This window comes from Gillisia marina, from assembly GCF_000258765.1.
In the GTDB taxonomy this organism is placed as follows: Bacteria; Bacteroidota; Bacteroidia; order Flavobacteriales; family Flavobacteriaceae; genus Gillisia; species Gillisia marina.
Genome location: NZ_AJLT01000019.1, coordinates 26,427 through 45,200 on the forward strand (window position 1 = coordinate 26,427; position 18,774 = coordinate 45,200).

The 18,774-nt window shown below is 36.0% G+C and carries 13 protein-coding genes and 4 pseudogenes; 12 read left to right on the forward strand and 5 right to left on the reverse strand.

Translation table 11 applies throughout. From position 1 onward, the window contains the following. Positions 1–113: 113 nt before the first annotated feature. The 6 genes from trpC to ON07_RS16165 all read left to right on the forward strand — a co-directional run bounded on the left by trpC (position 114) and on the right by ON07_RS16165 (position 4,060). Positions 114–902 carry an indole-3-glycerol phosphate synthase TrpC gene (gene trpC / locus ON07_RS05140; RefSeq protein WP_010228750.1) on the forward strand — a complete coding sequence of 263 codons (789 nt, stop codon included), beginning with the start codon at positions 114–116 and terminating at the stop codon, positions 900–902. A gap of 31 nt (positions 903–933) precedes the next feature. After that, positions 934–1,557, forward strand: a complete 624-nt coding sequence (locus ON07_RS05145; RefSeq protein ID WP_010228751.1) for a phosphoribosylanthranilate isomerase — start codon at positions 934–936, stop codon at positions 1,555–1,557. A 20-nt stretch (positions 1,558–1,577) separates the two neighbouring features. Next, positions 1,578–2,759 (forward strand): tryptophan synthase subunit beta, encoded by a 1,182-nt coding sequence (trpB, locus tag ON07_RS05150; RefSeq protein WP_010228753.1) that lies wholly within the window; start codon positions 1,578–1,580, stop codon positions 2,757–2,759. A gap of 191 nt (positions 2,760–2,950) precedes the next feature. Further along, positions 2,951–3,712 carry a tryptophan synthase subunit alpha gene (trpA, locus tag ON07_RS05155; RefSeq protein WP_010228756.1) on the forward strand — a complete coding sequence of 254 codons (762 nt, stop codon included), beginning with the start codon at positions 2,951–2,953 and terminating at the stop codon, positions 3,710–3,712. An 82-nt stretch (positions 3,713–3,794) separates the two neighbouring features. Continuing rightward, a complete protein-coding gene (locus ON07_RS17410) occupies positions 3,795–3,923 on the forward strand; it encodes a hypothetical protein (protein ID WP_010228758.1) in 129 nt (42 codons plus the stop codon). 2 nt (positions 3,924–3,925) lie between these two features. After that, positions 3,926–4,060 carry a 30S ribosomal protein THX gene (locus ON07_RS16165; protein WP_010228760.1) on the forward strand — a complete coding sequence of 45 codons (135 nt, stop codon included), beginning with the start codon at positions 3,926–3,928 and terminating at the stop codon, positions 4,058–4,060. 16 nt (positions 4,061–4,076) lie between these two features. On the opposite strand, the gene ON07_RS05160 is transcribed toward ON07_RS16165, so the two are convergent. The 5 genes and pseudogenes from ON07_RS05160 to ON07_RS05180 form a co-directional block, all read right to left on the reverse strand. Then, positions 4,077–4,736 (reverse strand): uracil-DNA glycosylase family protein, encoded by a 660-nt coding sequence (locus tag ON07_RS05160; RefSeq protein ID WP_010228762.1) that lies wholly within the window; start codon positions 4,734–4,736, stop codon positions 4,077–4,079. 179 nt (positions 4,737–4,915) lie between these two features. Continuing rightward, a pseudogene (locus ON07_RS14600) lies at positions 4,916–8,365 on the reverse strand (pyruvate carboxylase). Between the two features lie 177 nt (positions 8,366–8,542). Further along, positions 8,543–9,303: pseudogene (gene yaaA / locus ON07_RS14605) on the reverse strand (peroxide stress protein YaaA). 426 nt (positions 9,304–9,729) lie between these two features. After that, positions 9,730–10,790: pseudogene (locus ON07_RS14610) on the reverse strand (RluA family pseudouridine synthase). Then, positions 10,777–11,409: a PASTA domain-containing protein gene (locus ON07_RS05180; protein WP_010228768.1), complete on the reverse strand. Its 633-nt coding sequence runs from the start codon at positions 11,407–11,409 to the stop codon at positions 10,777–10,779. Before ON07_RS05180 ends, ON07_RS14610 begins: the two are co-directional and overlap by 14 nt. A 196-nt stretch (positions 11,410–11,605) precedes the next feature. Between ON07_RS05180 and ON07_RS17415 the strand changes: the two are divergent. The 6 genes and pseudogenes from ON07_RS17415 (at position 11,606) to secA (ending at position 18,756) form a co-directional block, all read left to right on the forward strand. Beyond that, positions 11,606–12,588: pseudogene (locus ON07_RS17415) on the forward strand (D-alanine--D-alanine ligase). Between the two features lie 53 nt (positions 12,589–12,641). Continuing rightward, positions 12,642–13,091 (forward strand): pantetheine-phosphate adenylyltransferase, encoded by a 450-nt coding sequence (coaD, locus tag ON07_RS05190; protein WP_010228770.1) that lies wholly within the window; start codon positions 12,642–12,644, stop codon positions 13,089–13,091. 88 nt (positions 13,092–13,179) lie between these two features. Beyond that, on the forward strand, positions 13,180–13,743 hold the full coding sequence (locus ON07_RS05195) for a DUF4256 domain-containing protein (protein WP_010228772.1): 564 nt from the start codon (positions 13,180–13,182) through the stop codon (positions 13,741–13,743). Positions 13,744–14,356: 613 nt separating this feature from the next. Further along, the gene (locus tag ON07_RS05200) at positions 14,357–14,932 is read left to right on the forward strand and encodes a cob(I)yrinic acid a,c-diamide adenosyltransferase (RefSeq protein WP_010228776.1); all 576 of its coding nucleotides are present in this window, start codon (positions 14,357–14,359) and stop codon (positions 14,930–14,932) included. 153 nt (positions 14,933–15,085) lie between these two features. Continuing rightward, positions 15,086–15,307, forward strand: coding sequence for a DUF2795 domain-containing protein (locus tag ON07_RS05205; protein ID WP_006989959.1), 222 nt, complete (start codon positions 15,086–15,088; stop codon positions 15,305–15,307). An 86-nt stretch (positions 15,308–15,393) separates the two neighbouring features. After that, positions 15,394–18,756, forward strand: a complete 3,363-nt coding sequence (gene secA / locus ON07_RS05210; protein ID WP_010228782.1) for a preprotein translocase subunit SecA — start codon at positions 15,394–15,396, stop codon at positions 18,754–18,756. Positions 18,757–18,774: the final 18 nt, after the last annotated feature.

Below are 18,774 nucleotides of genomic sequence, written 5' to 3' on the forward strand. Positions count from 1 at the left end.
TTATTTCAGGGTCTCAGATAAATTTAATTATTTATAATGTTATTAGATTCTGAAACAAGTTCAGAATGACATTATTTACCCTTTTAAAATACTTTACAGTTAAAAATAATAACATGAATATTCTAGATAAAATAATTGCCGATAAACGAAATGAAGTTTCTCTTAAAAAGCAGCTTATTTCTGCTAAAGATTTAGAACGTTACCCACTTTTCGGTTACAAAACTAATTCCTTAGCAGCTGCATTAAGAAATAGCACTAGTGGAATTATTGCAGAGCATAAAAGAAGATCTCCGTCCAAATCGGTGATTAATCAAGATCTCAATGTACAGGATGTAGCCACTGGATATGAAAAAGCCGGTGTTTGCGGAATGTCTGTATTAACAGATGGGAAATATTTTGGAGGTTCTTTGGACGATCTTATTTTAGCAAGAGCTTCAGCAAAAATGCCTTTATTGAGAAAAGAGTTTATTATAGATGAATACCAGATTCTGGAAGCCAAATCGCATGGAGCCGATGTGATTTTACTAATCGCAGCGGTGTTGACTCGAGATGAAATAAAAACTTTTTCTGAATTGGCTAAAAGTTTAGGAATGGATGTGCTTTTGGAGGTTCATAATTTGGAAGAATTGGAGAAATCTATCATGCCGAGTCTGGATATGTTGGGAGTAAACAATCGGAACTTAAAGACTTTTGAGGTGAGTACAGATATCAGCAAACAACTTTCAGAAAAGATCCCAAGTGATTTTGTAAAAGTTTCAGAAAGTGGAATAAGTAGTGTAGAAGCGATTAAGGATCTTAAAGATTATGGCTATCAAGGATTTTTGATTGGAGAGAATTTTATGAAGACCGATGATCCCGGAAAAAGCGCAGCCCAATTTATTCAGGAATTAACAAGTAATTAAAATGAGGGATTTGAAACTAAAAATATGTGGCATGAAGCATCCAGAAAATATTCTTGAGGTGGCAGCCTTAAAACCCGATTATCTCGGCTTCATATTTTATGAACGATCTCCAAGGAATTTTTCAGGTGAGATTCCTGAAATTGATCCAACGATCAAAAAAACCGGGGTTTTTGTAGATGCTGAAATTGAGTTTATTTTAGAGAAGGTTGAGGAATATAATTTTAAAGCAATTCAGCTTCACGGAAAAGAGTCCGCTGAGTATTGTAAAGAATTAAGATCGGCATTGAATCAGACCAATTCTGTAGAAATTATTAAGGTATTTTCTGTAAAGGAAACTTTCAATTTTAAGGAACTTAAACCTTATGAAGGCATAGTAGATTATTTTCTATTCGATACTAAAGGTAAAAACAAAGGCGGCAATGGCATCGTTTTTAATTGGGAAGTTTTAAAAGATTATTCATCTAAGACCCCATTTATTTTAAGCGGGGGAATTGGTTTTGATGAAATAGAAAACATCAATAAACTGATTACCTATTTTAAAAGAGAGGAAAAGTCTCATTTATTATATGCTGTAGATGTAAATAGCAAGTTTGAACTTGAAGCAGGCTTGAAAGACCAGGAGCAACTAAAATCATTTAAAGAAAATTTAGGCTAGACCTTATAAAAATATAAATCATGACGTATCAAGCAGATGAAAATGGCTATTATGGCGAATTTGGAGGAGCTTATATCCCGGAAATGCTGTATCCTAATGTAGAAGAACTAAGGCAACAATATGTTCAAATAATGCAGGAGGAATCCTTTCAGAAGGAATTTAAAGAGCTATTGAAAGATTATGTGGGAAGGCCGACTCCACTTTATTTTGCATCCAGACTTAGTGAAAAATACAATACCAAGATCTATCTAAAACGTGAAGATCTTTGCCATACCGGTGCACACAAAGTAAATAACACCATTGGTCAGATTTTGATGGCAAAAAGATTAGGTAAAAACAGAATTATTGCAGAGACCGGGGCAGGACAACATGGAGTTGCCACGGCTACCGTTTGTGCTCTTATGGGAATCGAGTGCATAGTATACATGGGGGAAATAGATATAGATCGTCAAGCGCCAAATGTTGCAAGAATGAAAATGCTCGGAGCTACTGTGGTTCCTGCAAAATCTGGAAGTAGAACTCTTAAAGATGCTACAAATGAAGCCATTCGGGATTGGATAAATAACCCGGTAGATACCCATTATATTATAGGATCTGTAGTTGGACCTCATCCTTATCCGGATATGGTGGCTCGATTTCAAAGTGTAATTTCTGAGGAGATCAAATTTCAACTTCTGGAAAAAGAAGGAAGAGAAGCGCCAGATTATGTGGTGGCCTGTGTGGGTGGAGGAAGCAATGCAGCAGGAATTTATTATCATTATTTGGACAATCAAGAAGTGGGAATTATCGCAATAGAGGCAGCAGGAAAAGGGGTTTTATCGGGTGAAAGTGCCGCAACCTCTGCTTTGGGAAAAGAAGGTATTATTCATGGAAGTAAAACGCTTTTAATGCAAAGTCCAGACGGACAGATCACCGAGCCATATTCAATTTCTGCCGGGTTGGATTATCCAGGGATCGGGCCGATGCATGCTAATTTATTTAGAACCGGTAGAGCCGAATTTATTTCAATTACAGATGCTGATGCGATGAAAGCGGGACAAGAGTTAGCCAAACTAGAAGGAATTATTCCTGCAATTGAATCATCTCATGCTTTAGCCATTTTTGAAGATAGAAAATTTAAAAAAGATGATATCGTAGTATTAAATCTTTCTGGTCGTGGCGACAAAGATTTGAGCACCTATATAGAATATTTTAATTTATAGAAAGCAAATATTTCATAATTAAAAGAATTTTTATCTCTATAGTTTATAAACCACGTCATTCTGAACTTGGTTCAGAATCTTTAATCAAGTTGTATCACTATAATTAATTAAGACCCTGAAATAAATTCAGGGTGACGAGAAATCTAAATCACAAAAAAGGAAGACTTAATAAAAGAATTTAAACAGTACACATGAATCGAATAAACAAGAAATTACAAGAAGATAAAAAGCTTCTTTCCATATATTTTACGGCAGGATATCCAGATATTAATGATACCGTATTTATTATTCAGGATTTAGAAAATAACGGGGTGGATATGATAGAAATTGGACTGCCTTTTAGCGATCCTTTAGCAGATGGACCAACCATTCAGGAAAGCAGCACGCAAGCCTTAAAAAATGGAATGACCACAGAAAAGTTATTTCAGCAATTAAAAGATATCAGAAAAACAGTAAATATCCCATTGATTATTATGGGGTATTTTAATCCGATGCTTCAGTATGGCGTGGAAGAATTCTGCAAAAAATGTGAAGAAATAGGAATCGACGGATTGATAATCCCAGATCTTCCAGTGGATGTTTATTCAGAAAAATATCAAGCGATTTTCGAAAAATACAACCTAATCAATGTATTTCTAATTACACCACAAACTTCAGAAGAACGAATTCGATTTATAGATTCGGTTTCTGATGGGTTTATTTATATGGTAAGTAGTGCCAGCGTGACCGGTTCTACTTCAGGATTTAGCAAAGACACAAAAACCTATTTCCAACGAATCAATGATCTAAAATTAAAAAATCCACAGGTTGTAGGTTTCGGAATTAGTGACAAACAAAGCTTTAAAGAAGCTACTGAATATTCCAACGGAGCTATAATTGGGAGTGCTTTTATAAAACACCTCACTAAGGATGGAACAAGAACAATTTCAGAATTCGTTAAAACAATACGATAGCTTTAACCATACTCTAACATGGCATTAGTACTTTTTGTGATCGATTAGCTTTATATTTATTTGAATTTAAAAATCAAATATCATGGAAAAGAAGTTTGAAAGAAAAACAGAACAAACAAATCCTACCAATCCTACTGGTGATAGAAACCAAAAAACAAATAAGGTAGATTTCGATAAGAAAACCATTAAAGATCAGCAAAATAAAAAGTAATTATGGGGAGAGGAGATAGGAAAACAAAACGCGGAAAGATAGCCTTAGGAACAAGAGGAAGACTGAGACCTAAAAGAGGAAAGTTTAAAACTAAACCTTCTACTCTGGCAGATCAAGATAAAAAAGAGCTGAAATAGCCTCGTTTAAAGCTTATTAAAAATACCCTTTATATTGAAGAATCCTGAAATCAATAGTATTGAATTCAGGATTCTTTGTTTTTATGCTTTTATAAAGTTGCATACTCCCAATAGCTCTATTTGCAGAACCTGAAGGTGCGGTTAGAGAAACAGTTTTTATCAATCTCCCATCTAAAATAAATTGATGCACTCTAGGAACTTCATTAGAAACCACTTTTAACTTAATTTCTTCTTCTAATTCTTTTAAATGCCTTCTAAAAAAATATTCAGGACCATTTTTACTGTTTCCACCTGTAAATAATAAGGTGTCAACATTTTTATACTTTCTTAGAATCCCAATTAAATCTCGAAGTTTAACTTCTTGCATCCCAAGATCTGAGGCATCTATCTTAACCCTCCGGCTACTTTCCACCACATCGCAAATTCCAATTCCGCGTTTCGCTAAAAATTCTTTTCGCTCAATTATTGCTGCTTCGGTATTCTCATAGTTCAAATTAAGGGCGAATAATTTATCCAAGACCGGCCAAAGCAAGCCATCGCGGCTGCCGTAACAAAAATTCACATCGTCTGGTTTTAGTTCCCCGGAAGTGAACCTAGGCGGTGGCAATGTACCTACTATTAATTTAGTTGCATTCTTAGGAATAAAGGGTTTATATGGATGAGTATGATGAAACATTTTTTTTTTATATCTATGAGAATATTATAAAATAATGAAGGACGTCATTCTGTCCCGACGCTTCGGGAGTTTCAGAATCTTATAATACTATTAATACATATCATTAATTGAGACCCTGAAATAAATTCAGGGTGACGTGATAACATATCATAGCCAAAAACTGATATTTATACAATAATTTACTTCATTATCACCACCAAATCATCTGCAAAAACCATTCTGCCTTCCGGTAAGATCACTTTATCTACAGTTCCTTCAGAATTTGCGGTTATTGTGGTTTCCATTTTCATGGCTTCAATGATAAACAAAGGCTCGTTCTTTTTCACTTTTTGACCTGATTTCACTAACACAGATGCTAATGAACCTTGTAATGGGGCGCCAATTTCCAAATCGTTTCCTTTATCTTTTTTCTGATGAACAACTTTTTCAACCTTGATAGATTTGTCCTGAACTTGGACAGCTCTGGTTTGTCCATTAACTTTGAAGAAAATTGTAGCCATTCCATCTGAATTTGCTTCTCCTACAGAGATAAGTTGGATTAAAAGAGTTTTTCCTTTATCCATCTCCACAATGATCTCCTCTCCTATCTCCATCCCATAGAAAAAATTCTTAGTAGGAATAGAAATCACATTTCCATGATCTTTATGGTGATTGTAAGCGTCGGTAAAAACTTTAGGGTATAATTTGTAAGACAAGAAATCGGTCATATTTAACTCACGGCCCATTCCATCTTTAAAGGTTTCTTTAAATTCTGCTAACTCCTTATCAAAATCTATTGGTTCTAAATGAGCATTCGGTCTTTCAGTAAAAGGTTTTTCATCTTTTAAAACCAGTTTCTGAATTTTCTCCGGGAAACCACCTTCCGGTTGTCCAAGGTTTCCTTTAAAGAAACTTTTTACAGATTCCGGAAATGAGATATTTTCTCCCTGTTCCAACACATCGTCTATAGAAAGGTTGTTACTTACAAGATATTGCGCATATCCCCAACCACTTTAGAGCTAGGGGTAACCTTTACGATATCTCCAAATAGGTCATTCACCTCAGCATACATTTTAGTAATCTCATGGAATCTATTACTAAGCCCTAAGGATTCTGCTTGTGGCTTTAGGTTTGAATATTGTCCTCCGGGAATTTCGTGTTTATAGACAGCTGCAGATCCCGCTTTTAGACCACTTTCAAAAGGGTAATAATAACTGCGCACCGCTTCCCAGTAATTGGAATATTCATTTAGTTTATCCATATCAAAATCGTTCGCACGACTTTCAAATTTCATCATCTCCACAATAGAGTTAAAGTTTGGTTGAGATGTTAGTCCAGACAACCCGCCTAGCGCAACATCCACCACATCCACGCCAGCTTCTATCGCCTTTAAATACGTAGCCGCCTGAATTGAAGAAGTATCATGCGTATGTAAATGAATAGGAATATTGATTCTGGATTTTAATGCTCCAATTAACTCTTCTGCAGCATATGGCTTTAAAAGTCCGGCCATATCTTTAATTCCTAAGATATGTGCTCCCGCATCTTCCATTTGTTTTGCCAATTGAATATAATAATCTAAGGTGTATTTGGTTCTTTTGGGATCTAAAATATCTCCCGTATAACAAATTGATGCCTCTGCAAGTCCGCCCGTATTTTTTCTAACATATTTAATACAAGGCTCTATAGACTTCATCCAGTTTAAGGAATCGAAAATTCTAAACACATCTACTCCTTGTTCCCAAGATTCTGTTACAAACTTTTCAATTAAATTATCCGGATATGCAGTATAGCCAACTCCATTGGAACCTCTTAACAGCATTTGAAGCAAAACATTAGGCATCGCTTTTCTTAATAATTGAAGTCTCTCCCAAGGATTTTCCTTTAAAAATCGAAGACAAACATCGAAAGTGGCGCCTCCCCAAACTTCCATAGAGAAAATATTGGAATGATTTTTCGCAAAACCTTCCGCAACCTTCATCATATCATAAGTCCGCATTCTGGTTGCCAATAAACTTTGGTGCGCATCTCGCATGGTAGTATCGGTAAACTGAACTTTCCCTTGATGCCTTAACCAACGTGAAAATTTCTCAGGACCCATTTCTGTAAGTAGATCTTTGGTTCCTTTTGGATAATCCCCAAATTCATCGAATTTTGGCACTTTTGGAATAAGGAATTTTGCAGCTGGATCTTTAACTTTCACATCCGGATTCCCATTTAAAGTGACATCCCCTAGAAAACTAACAATTTTATTCGCTCTGTTTCTTGGCTCTTTAATTTCAAAAAGATCAGGATTCTTATTTATAAAGTTTACAGTAACATTCCCCTGCCTAAAAGTGTCGTGAGCTAATATGTTATCTAAGAAGCTCATATTGGTTTTTACACCTCTCACCCTAAATTCTGCCAACGTACGTCTCATTTTTCTACAAGCTCCGTCTAGTGTTCTACTACTGGCTGAAACTTTTACCAACATAGAATCGAAAAATGGGGAAATTGTCACTCCCTGATAGATACTCCCAGCATCTAAGCGAATTCCAAAACCAGAAGCACTTCTATACGTAGTAATTGTACCATAATCTGGTTTAAAATCATTTTGTGGATCCTCTGTTGTAATTCTACATTGCAAAGCAAAGCCATTGGTTTTTAAGTTTTCTTGGCCTGCTATTTTAATTTGCTCATCGGATAGTTTGTAATTTCCCGCAATAAAAATTTGAGCTTTTACCAGATCTATTCCTGTAATCACTTCGGTAACGGTATGCTCTACCTGAATTCGCGGATTCACTTCTATAAAATAGATCTCCTCATCCTCGACAAGAAATTCTACCGTTCCAATATTATTATAATTAACCGCTTTACAGATATCTAACGCATATTTATAAAGCTTGTTTTTGGTTTCGTCTTTTAAGCCTAAAGAAGGAGCAAATTCTATAACTTTTTGGTAACGTCTTTGTACAGAACAATCCCGTTCAAAAAGATGCACCATATTCCCATGGTTATCTGCCACAATCTGAATTTCTATATGCTTTGGGTTCTCAACGAATTTTTCGATAAAAACAGTATCGTCTCCAAACGCATTTCCAGCTTCTCTTTTAGATTCCGGAAAGGCTTTTTTAAGTTGGTCTTCATCTCTAATAACACGCATTCCACGTCCACCACCGCCAGAAGCAGCCTTCAGCATCACCGGATATCCAATGAGCTTAGCTTCTTTTAAAGCTATTTCTATTGAATCCAGAGGCGCTGTATTACTTTTTATAATAGGAACATTATTTTCTACAGCTACCTTCTTAGCCATTACTTTATCTCCCAAAGATTGTAAGACACTTACTTTAGGTCCAATAAAGATGATTCCGTTCTCCTCACATTGTTTTGCGAATTCTGCATTTTCTGATAGAAATCCGTATCCGGGATGGATAGCATCTACATCGTTCTTTTTTAGCAACCTGAATAATTGCCTTGATGTTTAAATAAGGTTTTAAGGGATCGCTATCTTCTCCAATCTGATAGGATTCGTCGGCTTTGTAACGGTGTAAAGAGTACCGATCTTCATAAGTATAAATCCCCACCGTTTTTAATCCTATTTCGGTACAAGCCCGAAAAATCCTGATAGCAATTTCTCCTCTATTTGCTACTAAAACCTTTTTGATCTTCATCTATGTGTTGTGTTTTTGAGTTTTAAACTTCTATGTCTTGAAAGTTATTAAATAAAATAGGTACACAGCAAGCGCGGAACCTGATTACAAGAAAGAATTAACAAAAAAAGCTACCAGATTGGTAGCTTTTTGAATATTCTAAAAATAAGACCTAATAATTATTAAATCTTTAATTAATTATCTTGTAAATACTAATTCCGTCTCATTCGAAGATTCGTTTTCGCTGAATTTATAACCATCATAATCGAAAGCTTTAAGTTCCTCAATTGTTTCCACCTCCTTATTTACTATATACCTAACCATAGATCCTCTGGCCTTCTTAGCAAAGAAACTTATGATCTTTAGTTTGCCGTTTTTAAAGTCTTTAAACACAGGCGTAATTACCTTTGCTTTAAGTTTCTTTTCGTTTACTGCCTTATAATATTCGTTACTCGCAAGATTTACGAAAAGCTCCTCCTTTTCCATTTCCTTATTTAAGGAATCGGTGATTTTCTTTTGCCAGATTTCGTAAAGGTTCTTTTTTGAATAGAGTCCAACGTTGGTTCCCATTTCCAATCTATAAGGCTGGATTAGGTCTAATGGTTTTAAAACACCATAAAGACCGGAGAGAATTCTCAATCTATCCTGAATGAAATCCAATTTTTCTACCGGTACAGAATACGAATCTAATCCCGTGTATACATCTCCATTGAAAGCATACATCGCAGGTCTGGAATTTTCTTTAGAATGTTCTTCATGAAAATCTTTATATCTCGTATAATTAAGATCTGCAAGCTTATCGCTGATATCCATTAATTTGGAGATCTCCTTTTTAGACGCCCGGGACATTTTCCTGTTTATTTTAATTGCGGTATCTAAAAATTGCGGCTGTGTGCCACGAGTGTAGGCAATTCAGATTCGAAATCCAGACTTTTAGCGGGGGAGAGAACAATTTTCATAAAGATTTATTTTTTAATGTCGGTAGATAATTATGCACGATTCTTATTATTGGTTTTCAAAAAGTTAGAACAGCGCGTTTTGTCTGTTCGAGCGTAGTCGAGAACTTTTCCCTAAAAAAGGAGGTTTCGACTCCGCTTAACCTGACATATTAACTACAAGTTAAGATCACTATCCAAAAATAACATTCTAAGTAGAAGTTTAAAACGGATGGTGTAATTTCTTATCGATATAACTATTGATAGTTCTTATTCCAGATAATAGGCTTAAAATATTAATACTATTTTCAGTCTCAACCTAAATAAAAATTCATGAAGCTTATAATTGAAAAGTTTGCGTGAGGGATTGAGGCGTTGTTGGAGCTCTCCCGATTTTTATCGGGAAGCGACCGCCGAAAGCCCGACCCCAATTTTTATTGGGGGCACGCCCTAAGAATCTATATAATCTTTCTGATTTGAAGAGTATTTACGCCATTTCTCGATACATTCCTGCATGTCTTGAGGCACTTCGGAATCGAAACTCATCCATTCCTTAGTTTCAGGATGTGTGAACCCGAGGGTCTTTGCGTGTAGAGCTTGACGCGGAAGCACTTTAAAACAATTGTCCACAAACTGTTTATACTTAGTAAATGTGGTTCCTTTTAAGATTTTTTCCCCTCCATAACGCTCATCGTTGAAGAGGGTGTGTCCAATATGTTTCATATGAACCCTTATCTGGTGCGTTCTTCCGGTCTCCAGCTTACAGGAAACCAAAGTTACATATCCCAAACGCTCGATCACCTTGTAATGAGTCACCGCAGGTTTCCCCTGCTCTTCCTCATCGTCCATATATACAGTGTTCTGTAATCTGTTTTTTGGATGCCTTCCAATATTTCCTTCTATCCTGCCTTCGTCTTCTTCCACATTTCCCCAAACCAAAGCTATATACTCGCGAGAACTCGTCTTTTTAAAGAACTGCTTGGAAAGGTGGGTCATCGCAGCTTCGGTCTTGGCAATTACCAATAATCCGCTGGTATCTTTATCTATCCTGTGCACCAATCCCGGGCGCTCGCTGCTGTTATTCGGCAAATTATCTATGTGAAAAATAAGTGCATTTATTAATGTCCCACTGTAATTTCCATGGCCTGGATGCACAACCATTCCTGCTTCCTTGTTAATGACCATAAGAGAATCGTCCTCGTAAACAATATTTAGCGGAATATCCTCTGGAGTAAGCAAGAATTCATATGGTGGATGTTCGAACATTACCTGTACAACATCTCCCGGCTTCACCTTGTAATTCGACTTTACAATGGCGTTATTTACATAGATATTTCCATCTTTTGCTGCTTTCTGAATTTTACTTCTGGTGGCATTCTCTATGTAATTCATAAGGTATTTATCTACCTAAGTGGTTGCTGACCTTTATCTGCAGTAAATTTATGGTGCTCGTAAAGATCGTCGTCTTGAGTATCTTCCAGTTCTGGACCTATTAATTTAGAATTCGTCATTGTTGTCATTATCATTATCGATACCATCTCCTTCGATGCTATCATCTTCATTTAAATCGCCAGTATAGCTGCCAGATCCATCTCCTAAAACCAAATCTATTTTGGCTGTTTTCATAAGTTCATCCCCTGCTTCCACAAGTTTTCCCTTATGCCTTAATTCTAGAACTGCATCTTTAGCGATGTCCGGCTTATAGGTTACAGAACCAATTTCGAAACCAAGAGAACGTAACGTAGGCTCTACTTGTCTCCTAGTTCTTCGTATAAGATCTGGAACCATTACTTTTCCGTATCCAGATGGGTTTAGGGTGATGTATATCTTTCTATTTTCTTTTACAAATTTTCCAGGTTGCGGTACCTGATCTATCACAGAATATTTTGGATAATCTGGATTGTAATTTGCTGAATCTAAAATTTCATATCTAAGATCCAATTCATCTAAGGTCACCTCTACTCTACCCAACGACAGTTTGGCCAAATCTGGCACTTTAATGCGTTCATCTTGGTTTGTAGAATATTCCAACCACTGCATGGTAAGGAAAGCTAGCACCACAAGTGCAGCAATTGCTAAACCTATTTGGATTAAAAAGGTTTTGCTGAAGATAAATCTAAATAGGCTCATAAATAATTTATAAAAGGCAAAGATATAAAAACGCCGGGGTTTTGGTGGCACCCAGTATTAATCATATTTTTGTTAATCTCAAATCAAGTACCTTGGTGAAAGCCCATGAGATATGATGTGAAAAATATTTTTAATAATTCGAGGCAAGCCTCGAAGAATTAAGCCCTCAATGAGGGATTAAAGCTGTTTATTTAATATGAAAAAAAGAATTGCCATCGCCATGGGAGGTTATTCCAGTGAATACAGGATCTCTATTAATAGTGGAAATGTAGTTTACAAAAATTTAGATCGTTCTGTTTATGAGCCTTACAGGGTTCATATCATGCAAAATGAATGGTTTGTGGTGGCAGATGACGATACTCCATACCCAATAAACAAGAGCGATTTTACCGTAAAGATCAAGGATAAAAAAAATTCAGTTCGATTGTGTTTTTAATACTATCCATGGAACACCAGGTGAAAACGGACTTTTACAGGCATATTTGGACTTAGTTGGAATTCCTCAAACCTCTTGTGGATCTTATCAGGCGGCACTCACCTTTAACAAGCGTGACCTAATAAGTGTTTTAAAGCCCTACGGAATTAAAACAGCGGTGAATTATTTTCTTGACAAAGGAGATGAAGTTGATGTTGAAGAAATTATAAAAAAAGTAGGATTGCCTTGTTTTATAAAAGCGAATAAAGCCGGAAGTAGTTTTGGAGTTAGTAAAGTTAAGACTGCTGAAGATGTGGAACAAGCGGTAAAAGTTGCTTTGAAGGAGGATGATGAAGTTATTATTGAATCTTTTTTAGATGGAACCGAAGTTTCTGTGGGCGTGATCATGTATAAAGGAAAAATCTTAGCTCTGCCTGTAACCGAGATCGTTTCTGAAAATGAATTTTTCGATTATGAAGCAAAATACTTAGGAAAGTCTGAAGAGATCACTCCGGCGAGAATTACTAAGGAACAGACAAAAAAAAGTACAGGATCTTTCTAAACTGATCTATTCGAAATTAAAAATGAAAGGGTTTACACGTTCAGAATTCATATTTCATAATAACGAGCCTCATTTTATTGAAATGAATACCACTCCCGGTTTAAGCGAAGCAAGTATTTTACCGCAACAGGCCGAAAAAGCAGGAATCAGTTTACCTCAACTTTTTGGAAGCGCTATAGAGGCAGCCTTAAAATTGCACTAATTTTGGACTTGGTCTAATTAGTTATATTTGTTATATACCGTAAATACAACTTCATGAAAAGAGCAGTTTTTCCGGGATCTTTTGATCCTATTACTTTAGGGCATGTAGATATCTTGGATCGAGCATTACCTCTTTTTGATGAAATTATTCTTGCCATCGGGACCAATGCTGATAAAAAATACATGTTTTCTTTAGAAGATAGAGTCCGATTTTTAGAAGAAACCTTTAAAAATGAGGTTAAGATAAAAGTGATGACTTATAAAGGGCTTACAGTAGATTTTTGTAAAAAGGAAAATGCTGCATTTATCCTAAGAGGCCTGCGAAATGCAATAGATCTTGAATTTGAAAAGACGATTGGGCAAACCAATTATAAAATGTCTGGGATAGAAACAGTTTTTTTGATCTCTTCTTCAGGAAAGGGGCATATTTCTTCGAGCGTAGTGCGTGATGTTCGTAAGAATGGTGGCGACTTTTCTTTTATGGTTCCAGAAGCGGTGAAGTAATTATTACTCAATACATATTTATAACCCACACCCCATTTTCCCTAATTAAGATTAATTGATATTTTAAGTAACTCAAAATATTCAGGTAATGGAAAGCAAAAAGGAATTACTAGCAGAAGAAATTGAAAATTTGCTAAGTGTACTTAAATCTCGTTTTGAAAAGTACACGAATCGGCATATTGGTATTGAATGGTCCAAAGTGGAAGAAAAACTGCGAGTTAATCCCAAAAAATTATGGTCTCTAAATGAAATGGAAAGAACAGGCGGAGAACCAGATGTAGTTGGTTATGACGAAAATTCTGGTGAGTACATTTTTTATGATTGTGCAGCTGAAAGTCCTAAAGGCCGCAGAAGTATTTGTTACGATCGTGAAGCTTTAGAGTCAAGAAAAAAACATCCCCCAAAAAGTTGCGCAATGGATATGGCTGCTGAAATGGAAATAGATATTTTAAACGAAGAAGAATATCGAGAACTACAAAAACTTGGTGTTTTCGATGCAAAAACTTCCAGTTGGTTAAAAACCCCTTCAGAAATCAGAAAGTTAGGAGGCGCTCTCTTTGCAGATTATCGCTTTGGAACTGTATTTATATATCACAATGGCGCTGAATCATATTATGCCGCAAGGGGATTTCGCGGATCACTAAAGGTTTGAGGTTTGAGGTTTGAGGTTAAAAAAAATACGTAAAACTTATTTAGGCTAAATTGATTCGATTTTTTTTTAGAATAATTGGAAATTTTACGAAAAATCGCGAATTCGCGGCAAATATTGATTTCCAAAAAGAGATCCCTCCTATCGTCGGGATGACAAAGAACAAAAAGTGTCATTCTGAACGTAGCATAGCGTAGTGAAGAATCTCAGAAAAATACACCTATCCAAAAATTCATCGAGAAATAGAAATGAAATAATCACACTTGGCATTTAAAATTCATTTTCTTACCTTGTATTAAATTCATCTACAAATGATTGATTTTGACAGGGAAACCTGGATTTATTTATTGATAATTGCAGCTGTGATTACCTATTTTCTTTGGAATAAAGGCAGTGCAAGTAGACTTCGCAAGCATAAAAAAAAATAAAAAATTTCAGAATGCGCTATTTAGAGCGCAAAAAGAAAAAGAAAGCCAGTTAGCCTGATTTAGAATTCTCATTTTTAATACGAGAATAGTATCACTTAAATACTCTATTAAGTCATTCCTTCATATTCATTTCCTTAATCCCCTTCTATATATGTTTGTATCTTTGAATAGTTCAAAAGAAAATTGATATGAAAATATACACCAAGACTGGCGATAAAGGAACTACCTCTCTCTTTGGAGGTACCAGAGTTCCAAAACACCATATAAGAATAGAAAGTTACGGCACCGTAGATGAATTAAACTCACATATTGGATTAGTAAAAGATCAGGAAGTAGGTAATCATACTCGTCAGATCTTAAATCGGGTTCAGGATAGACTATTTACCTTAGGAGCAATCTTGGCCACAGATCCGGAAAAAGCAATTTTAAAAAGTGGACAGGAGCGTTTAAATATCCCAACTGTTACTGAAGAAGATATTAAACTCTTGGAAAATGAAATGGATGCTATGAATGAGGATCTTCCAGAAATGACGCATTTTGTGCTTCCCGGAGGCCACCCATCCGTGTCAATATGTCACATTTCCCGTTGTGTCTGTCGTCGCGCAGAGCGTTTATCAACAGCACTTTATGAAATAAGTCCGTTTAACGTATTGGTTTTGCAATACCTTAATAGACTATCTGACTATCTATTTGTGCTGGCACGGAAATTGTCCAAAGACTTACATGCAAATGAGGTAAAATGGATTCCTGAAAAGGGGAATTAAACGAATTGAAAATTATTCAGCTAAAGTGAGAATTTCTGTACGAAATTGACATTTTAGACCATGTTCTTAACATTATTGACTAAATAATAGATTTTTTACTTGCCTATTACAACAAAAAAATTATTTTTGCAAAAAATAAACACCGATAAATCAATGTATTGGACATTAGAATTGGCATCTTATTTAAGCGATGCACCTTGGCCGGCAACAAAAGATGAATTAATTGACTACGCTATTCGAACTGGAGCGCCATTAGAAGTAGTAGAAAACCTTCAGTCTATAGAAGACGAAGGAGATTCATATGACTCTATTGAAGAGATCTGGCCCGACTATCCTACAGACGAAGATTACCTTTGGAATGAGGATGAATATTAGAAAAACATAACACGTAAATACTAAAAAGTCTCCTAAAAGAGGCTTTTTTTTTGCGTACATTTGAACCATATTAAACACAAAAAACTATGAGTTTTTTAGATTCTGTATTGAAAGTTTTTGTTGGAGATAAATCCAAGAAAGACGTTAAAGAAATACAACCTATAGTAGAGAAAATAAAGGCCTTAGAGAAGGAGTTTGAAGCACTTTCTTTAGATGAATTAAGAGGAAAAACTGTTGCTTTCAGAAAGCAAATTGCCGATGCTACTGAAGATGTTCGAAAGAAAATTGAAGTCTTAAATAATGAAGCAGACGCCTCTGAAGATATCACCAGAAATGAAGATATCTATGCAGAAGTTGATGCATTAAAAGACGAAATGTATAATGTTACCGAGACTGTTCTTAATGACATTCTTCCTGAAGCTTTTGCAACCGTAAAAGAAACAGCTAAACGATTTGTACATAATCCAAAATTAAAAGTTACAGCCACTGCTTTCGATAGAGAGATCTCTGCAGAAAAAGACTATGTAGAATTAGAAGGAGACCATGCAATTTGGAATAATTCCTGGGATGCTGCCGGAAAACCGATCACGTGGGACATGATACATTATGATGTTCAATTAATTGGTGGTGTAGCAATGCACCAAGGTAAAATTGCCGAGATGCAAACAGGAGAAGGTAAAACGCTTGTTGCAACCTTACCTATGTACTTAAATGCCTTAAGCGGAAACGGTGTACACCTTGTAACCGTGAACGATTATTTAGCAAAAAGGGATAGTGCATGGATGGCTCCTATTTTTCAATTTCACGGAATTAGTATTGACTGTATAGATTACCACAGACCTAACTCTGCTGCCAGAAGAAAAGCATATAACGCAGACATAACTTACGGAACCAATAATGAATTCGGTTTTGATTATTTGAGAGATAATATGTCTCACGCTCCGGACGATTTGGTGCAACGCCCACACAATTTTGCGATCGTAGATGAGGTAGATTCTGTATTGGTAGATGATGCCAGAACACCATTAATAATTTCAGGACCAATCCCTAAAGGAGATATTCACGAGTTCGAACAACTCAAACCTGCAATCCAAAATATTGTTGAGGTACAAAGAGCTCATTTAATTAAAGTATTAGCTGAAGCTAAAAAACTAATTGCTGCCGGTGACACTAAAGAAGGAGGACTTCAACTTTTAAGAGTTTATAGAGGTTTACCTAAAAATAAAGCACTTATTAAATTTTTAAGTGAAGAAGGAATTAAACAATTGCTTCAGAAAACCGAAAATCAATACATGGCAGATAACAATCGTGAGATGCCAACTGTAGATGAGGAACTTTATTTCGTTATTGAAGAAAAAAATAATCAGATAGATCTTACCGATAAAGGGGTAGAATTCTTATCTGGTAAAGATGATCCCGACTTTTTCGTAATGCCGGAAATTGGTATGGAGATCGCTAAGATCGACAATCAAGGACTTAGCAAGGAAGAAGAAGTAGAGAAAAAAGAAGAGCTTTTCCGTGAATATAGCGTGAAAAGTGATCGAATCCATACCATGCGTCAGTTGTTAAAGGCGTATACTTTGTTTGAAAAAGACACCGAATATGTGGTGATGGATAATAAAGTTAAGATCGTAGATGAGCAGACTGGTCGTATTATGGACGGAAGAAGATATAGCGATGGGTTGCACCAAGCTATTGAAGCTAAAGAAAATGTGAAGATTGAAGATGCTACACAAACTTTTGCAACCGTAACGCTTCAGAATTTCTTTAGAATGTATCGTAAACTTTCGGGGATGACGGGAACTGCGGTAACGGAAGCCGGAGAATTATGGGAAATCTATAAATTGGATGTGGTGGAGATTCCAACGAATAGACCAATTGCGAGACATGACCGCGAAGATCTTGTTTACAAGACCAAACGTGAAAAATTTAATGCCGTAATAGATGAAGTTACAAAACTTTCTAAATCAGGAAGACCGGTACTTATCGGAACAACTTCAGTAGAGATTTCAGAATTATTGAGTAGAATGTTGAAGTTGAGAAACGTTCCTCACAATGTTTTGAATGCGAAGCTGCATAAGAAAGAAGCAGATATTGTTGCCGAAGCCGGAAATGCCGGAATTGTAACAATCGCAACCAACATGGCTGGTCGTGGTACCGATATCAAATTGAGTAATGAAGTTAAAGAAGCTGGCGGTTTAGCTATTATTGGTACAGAACGTCATGACTCCAGGCGTGTAGACAGGCAATTACGTGGTCGTGCAGGTCGTCAAGGAGATCCGGGAAGTTCTCAGTTCTATGTTTCTCTGGAAGACAACTTGATGCGTTTATTTGGATCTGAAAGGATTGCGAAATTAATGGATAGAATGGGCTTGGAAGAAGGAGAAGTAATTCAGCACTCCATGATCTCTAAATCTATCGAGCGCGCACAGAAAAAGGTGGAAGAAAACAACTTCGGAGTTCGTAAAAGATTGTTGGAGTACGATGATGTTATGAATGCTCAAAGAGAAGTAATTTACAAACGTCGTTATCATGCACTTTTTGGAGATCGTTTAAAGGTGGATATCGCCAATATGATCTTTGATACTTCTGAAGTAATTACTGAATATAACAAAGCAGCATCAGATTATAAGAATTTCGAATTTGAATTGATTCGTTATTTCTCTATGAGCTCTCCTGTTTCTGAAGATGTTTTTGGAAAAATGGATGTTCAGAAGATTGCGGGACTAGTTTACAAAGCAGCATTCGAACATTACCATAATAAAATGGAACGTACAGCTACATTGGCTTTTCCAATTATTAAAAATGTATATGAGGATCCTGCTAATAATTTTGAGCGTATCGCAGTTCCTTTTACAGATGGAGTAAAAAACCTGCAAGTTGTTACCAATCTTGAAAAAGCATATGAGTCTGAAGGAAAACAACTTACCAAAGATTTTGAAAAGAACATCACGCTTGCTATCATAGATGAGTCCTGGAAAACGCATTTGCGTAAGATGGACGAATTAAAGCAGAGTGTGCAATTAGCAGTTCACGAACAAAAAGATCCTTTATTGATCTATAAGTTTGAAGCTTTTGAGTTATTCAAATCTATGATAGAACAAGTGAATAAAGATGTGATCTCATTCTTATTTAAAGGTGAAATTCCTGAAGGAAATACAACAAATATTCAGGAAGCACGTCAGCCTAAGCGTCGTGAGAAAATTGAAACCACCAAGGAGGAAATTCCAAATTTGGATGAACGATCCGCACAAAGCAGAGCTGCAGGACAAACGCAACAAAGACCACAAGTAACTGAAACAATAGTTCGTGATCAACCAAAGATTAATAGAAACGATAGAGTTACTATTAAAAATGTGATGAGCGGCGAGAATAAAACCTTGAAATACAAGCAAGCAATCCCTCTATTGGAAAAAGGAGATTGGGTACTTACAGGGCATGAAAGCTAGAATAATTTATTCTAAAAA

Excerpts from the sequence above, each read along its gene's own strand:
- trpC (WP_010228750.1), top strand. The coding sequence starts at position 114 with ATGAATATTCTAGATAAAATAATTGCCGATAAACGAAATGAAGTTTCT.
- ON07_RS05145 (WP_010228751.1), top strand. The coding sequence starts at position 934 with ATGAAGCATCCAGAAAATATTCTTGAGGTGGCAGCCTTAAAACCCGAT.
- trpB (WP_010228753.1), top strand. The coding sequence starts at position 1,578 with ATGACGTATCAAGCAGATGAAAATGGCTATTATGGCGAATTTGGAGGA.
- trpA (WP_010228756.1), top strand. The coding sequence starts at position 2,951 with ATGAATCGAATAAACAAGAAATTACAAGAAGATAAAAAGCTTCTTTCC.
- ON07_RS17410 (WP_010228758.1), top strand. The coding sequence starts at position 3,795 with ATGGAAAAGAAGTTTGAAAGAAAAACAGAACAAACAAATCCTACCAAT.
- ON07_RS16165 (WP_010228760.1), top strand. The coding sequence starts at position 3,926 with ATGGGGAGAGGAGATAGGAAAACAAAACGCGGAAAGATAGCCTTAGGA.
- ON07_RS05160 (WP_010228762.1), bottom strand. The coding sequence starts at position 4,736 with ATGTTTCATCATACTCATCCATATAAACCCTTTATTCCTAAGAATGCA.
- ON07_RS05180 (WP_010228768.1), bottom strand. The coding sequence starts at position 11,409 with ATGAGCCTATTTAGATTTATCTTCAGCAAAACCTTTTTAATCCAAATA.
- coaD (WP_010228770.1), top strand. The coding sequence starts at position 12,642 with ATGAAAAGAGCAGTTTTTCCGGGATCTTTTGATCCTATTACTTTAGGG.
- ON07_RS05195 (WP_010228772.1), top strand. The coding sequence starts at position 13,180 with ATGGAAAGCAAAAAGGAATTACTAGCAGAAGAAATTGAAAATTTGCTA.
- ON07_RS05200 (WP_010228776.1), top strand. The coding sequence starts at position 14,357 with ATGAAAATATACACCAAGACTGGCGATAAAGGAACTACCTCTCTCTTT.
- ON07_RS05205 (WP_006989959.1), top strand. The coding sequence starts at position 15,086 with ATGTATTGGACATTAGAATTGGCATCTTATTTAAGCGATGCACCTTGG.
- secA (WP_010228782.1), top strand. The coding sequence starts at position 15,394 with ATGAGTTTTTTAGATTCTGTATTGAAAGTTTTTGTTGGAGATAAATCC.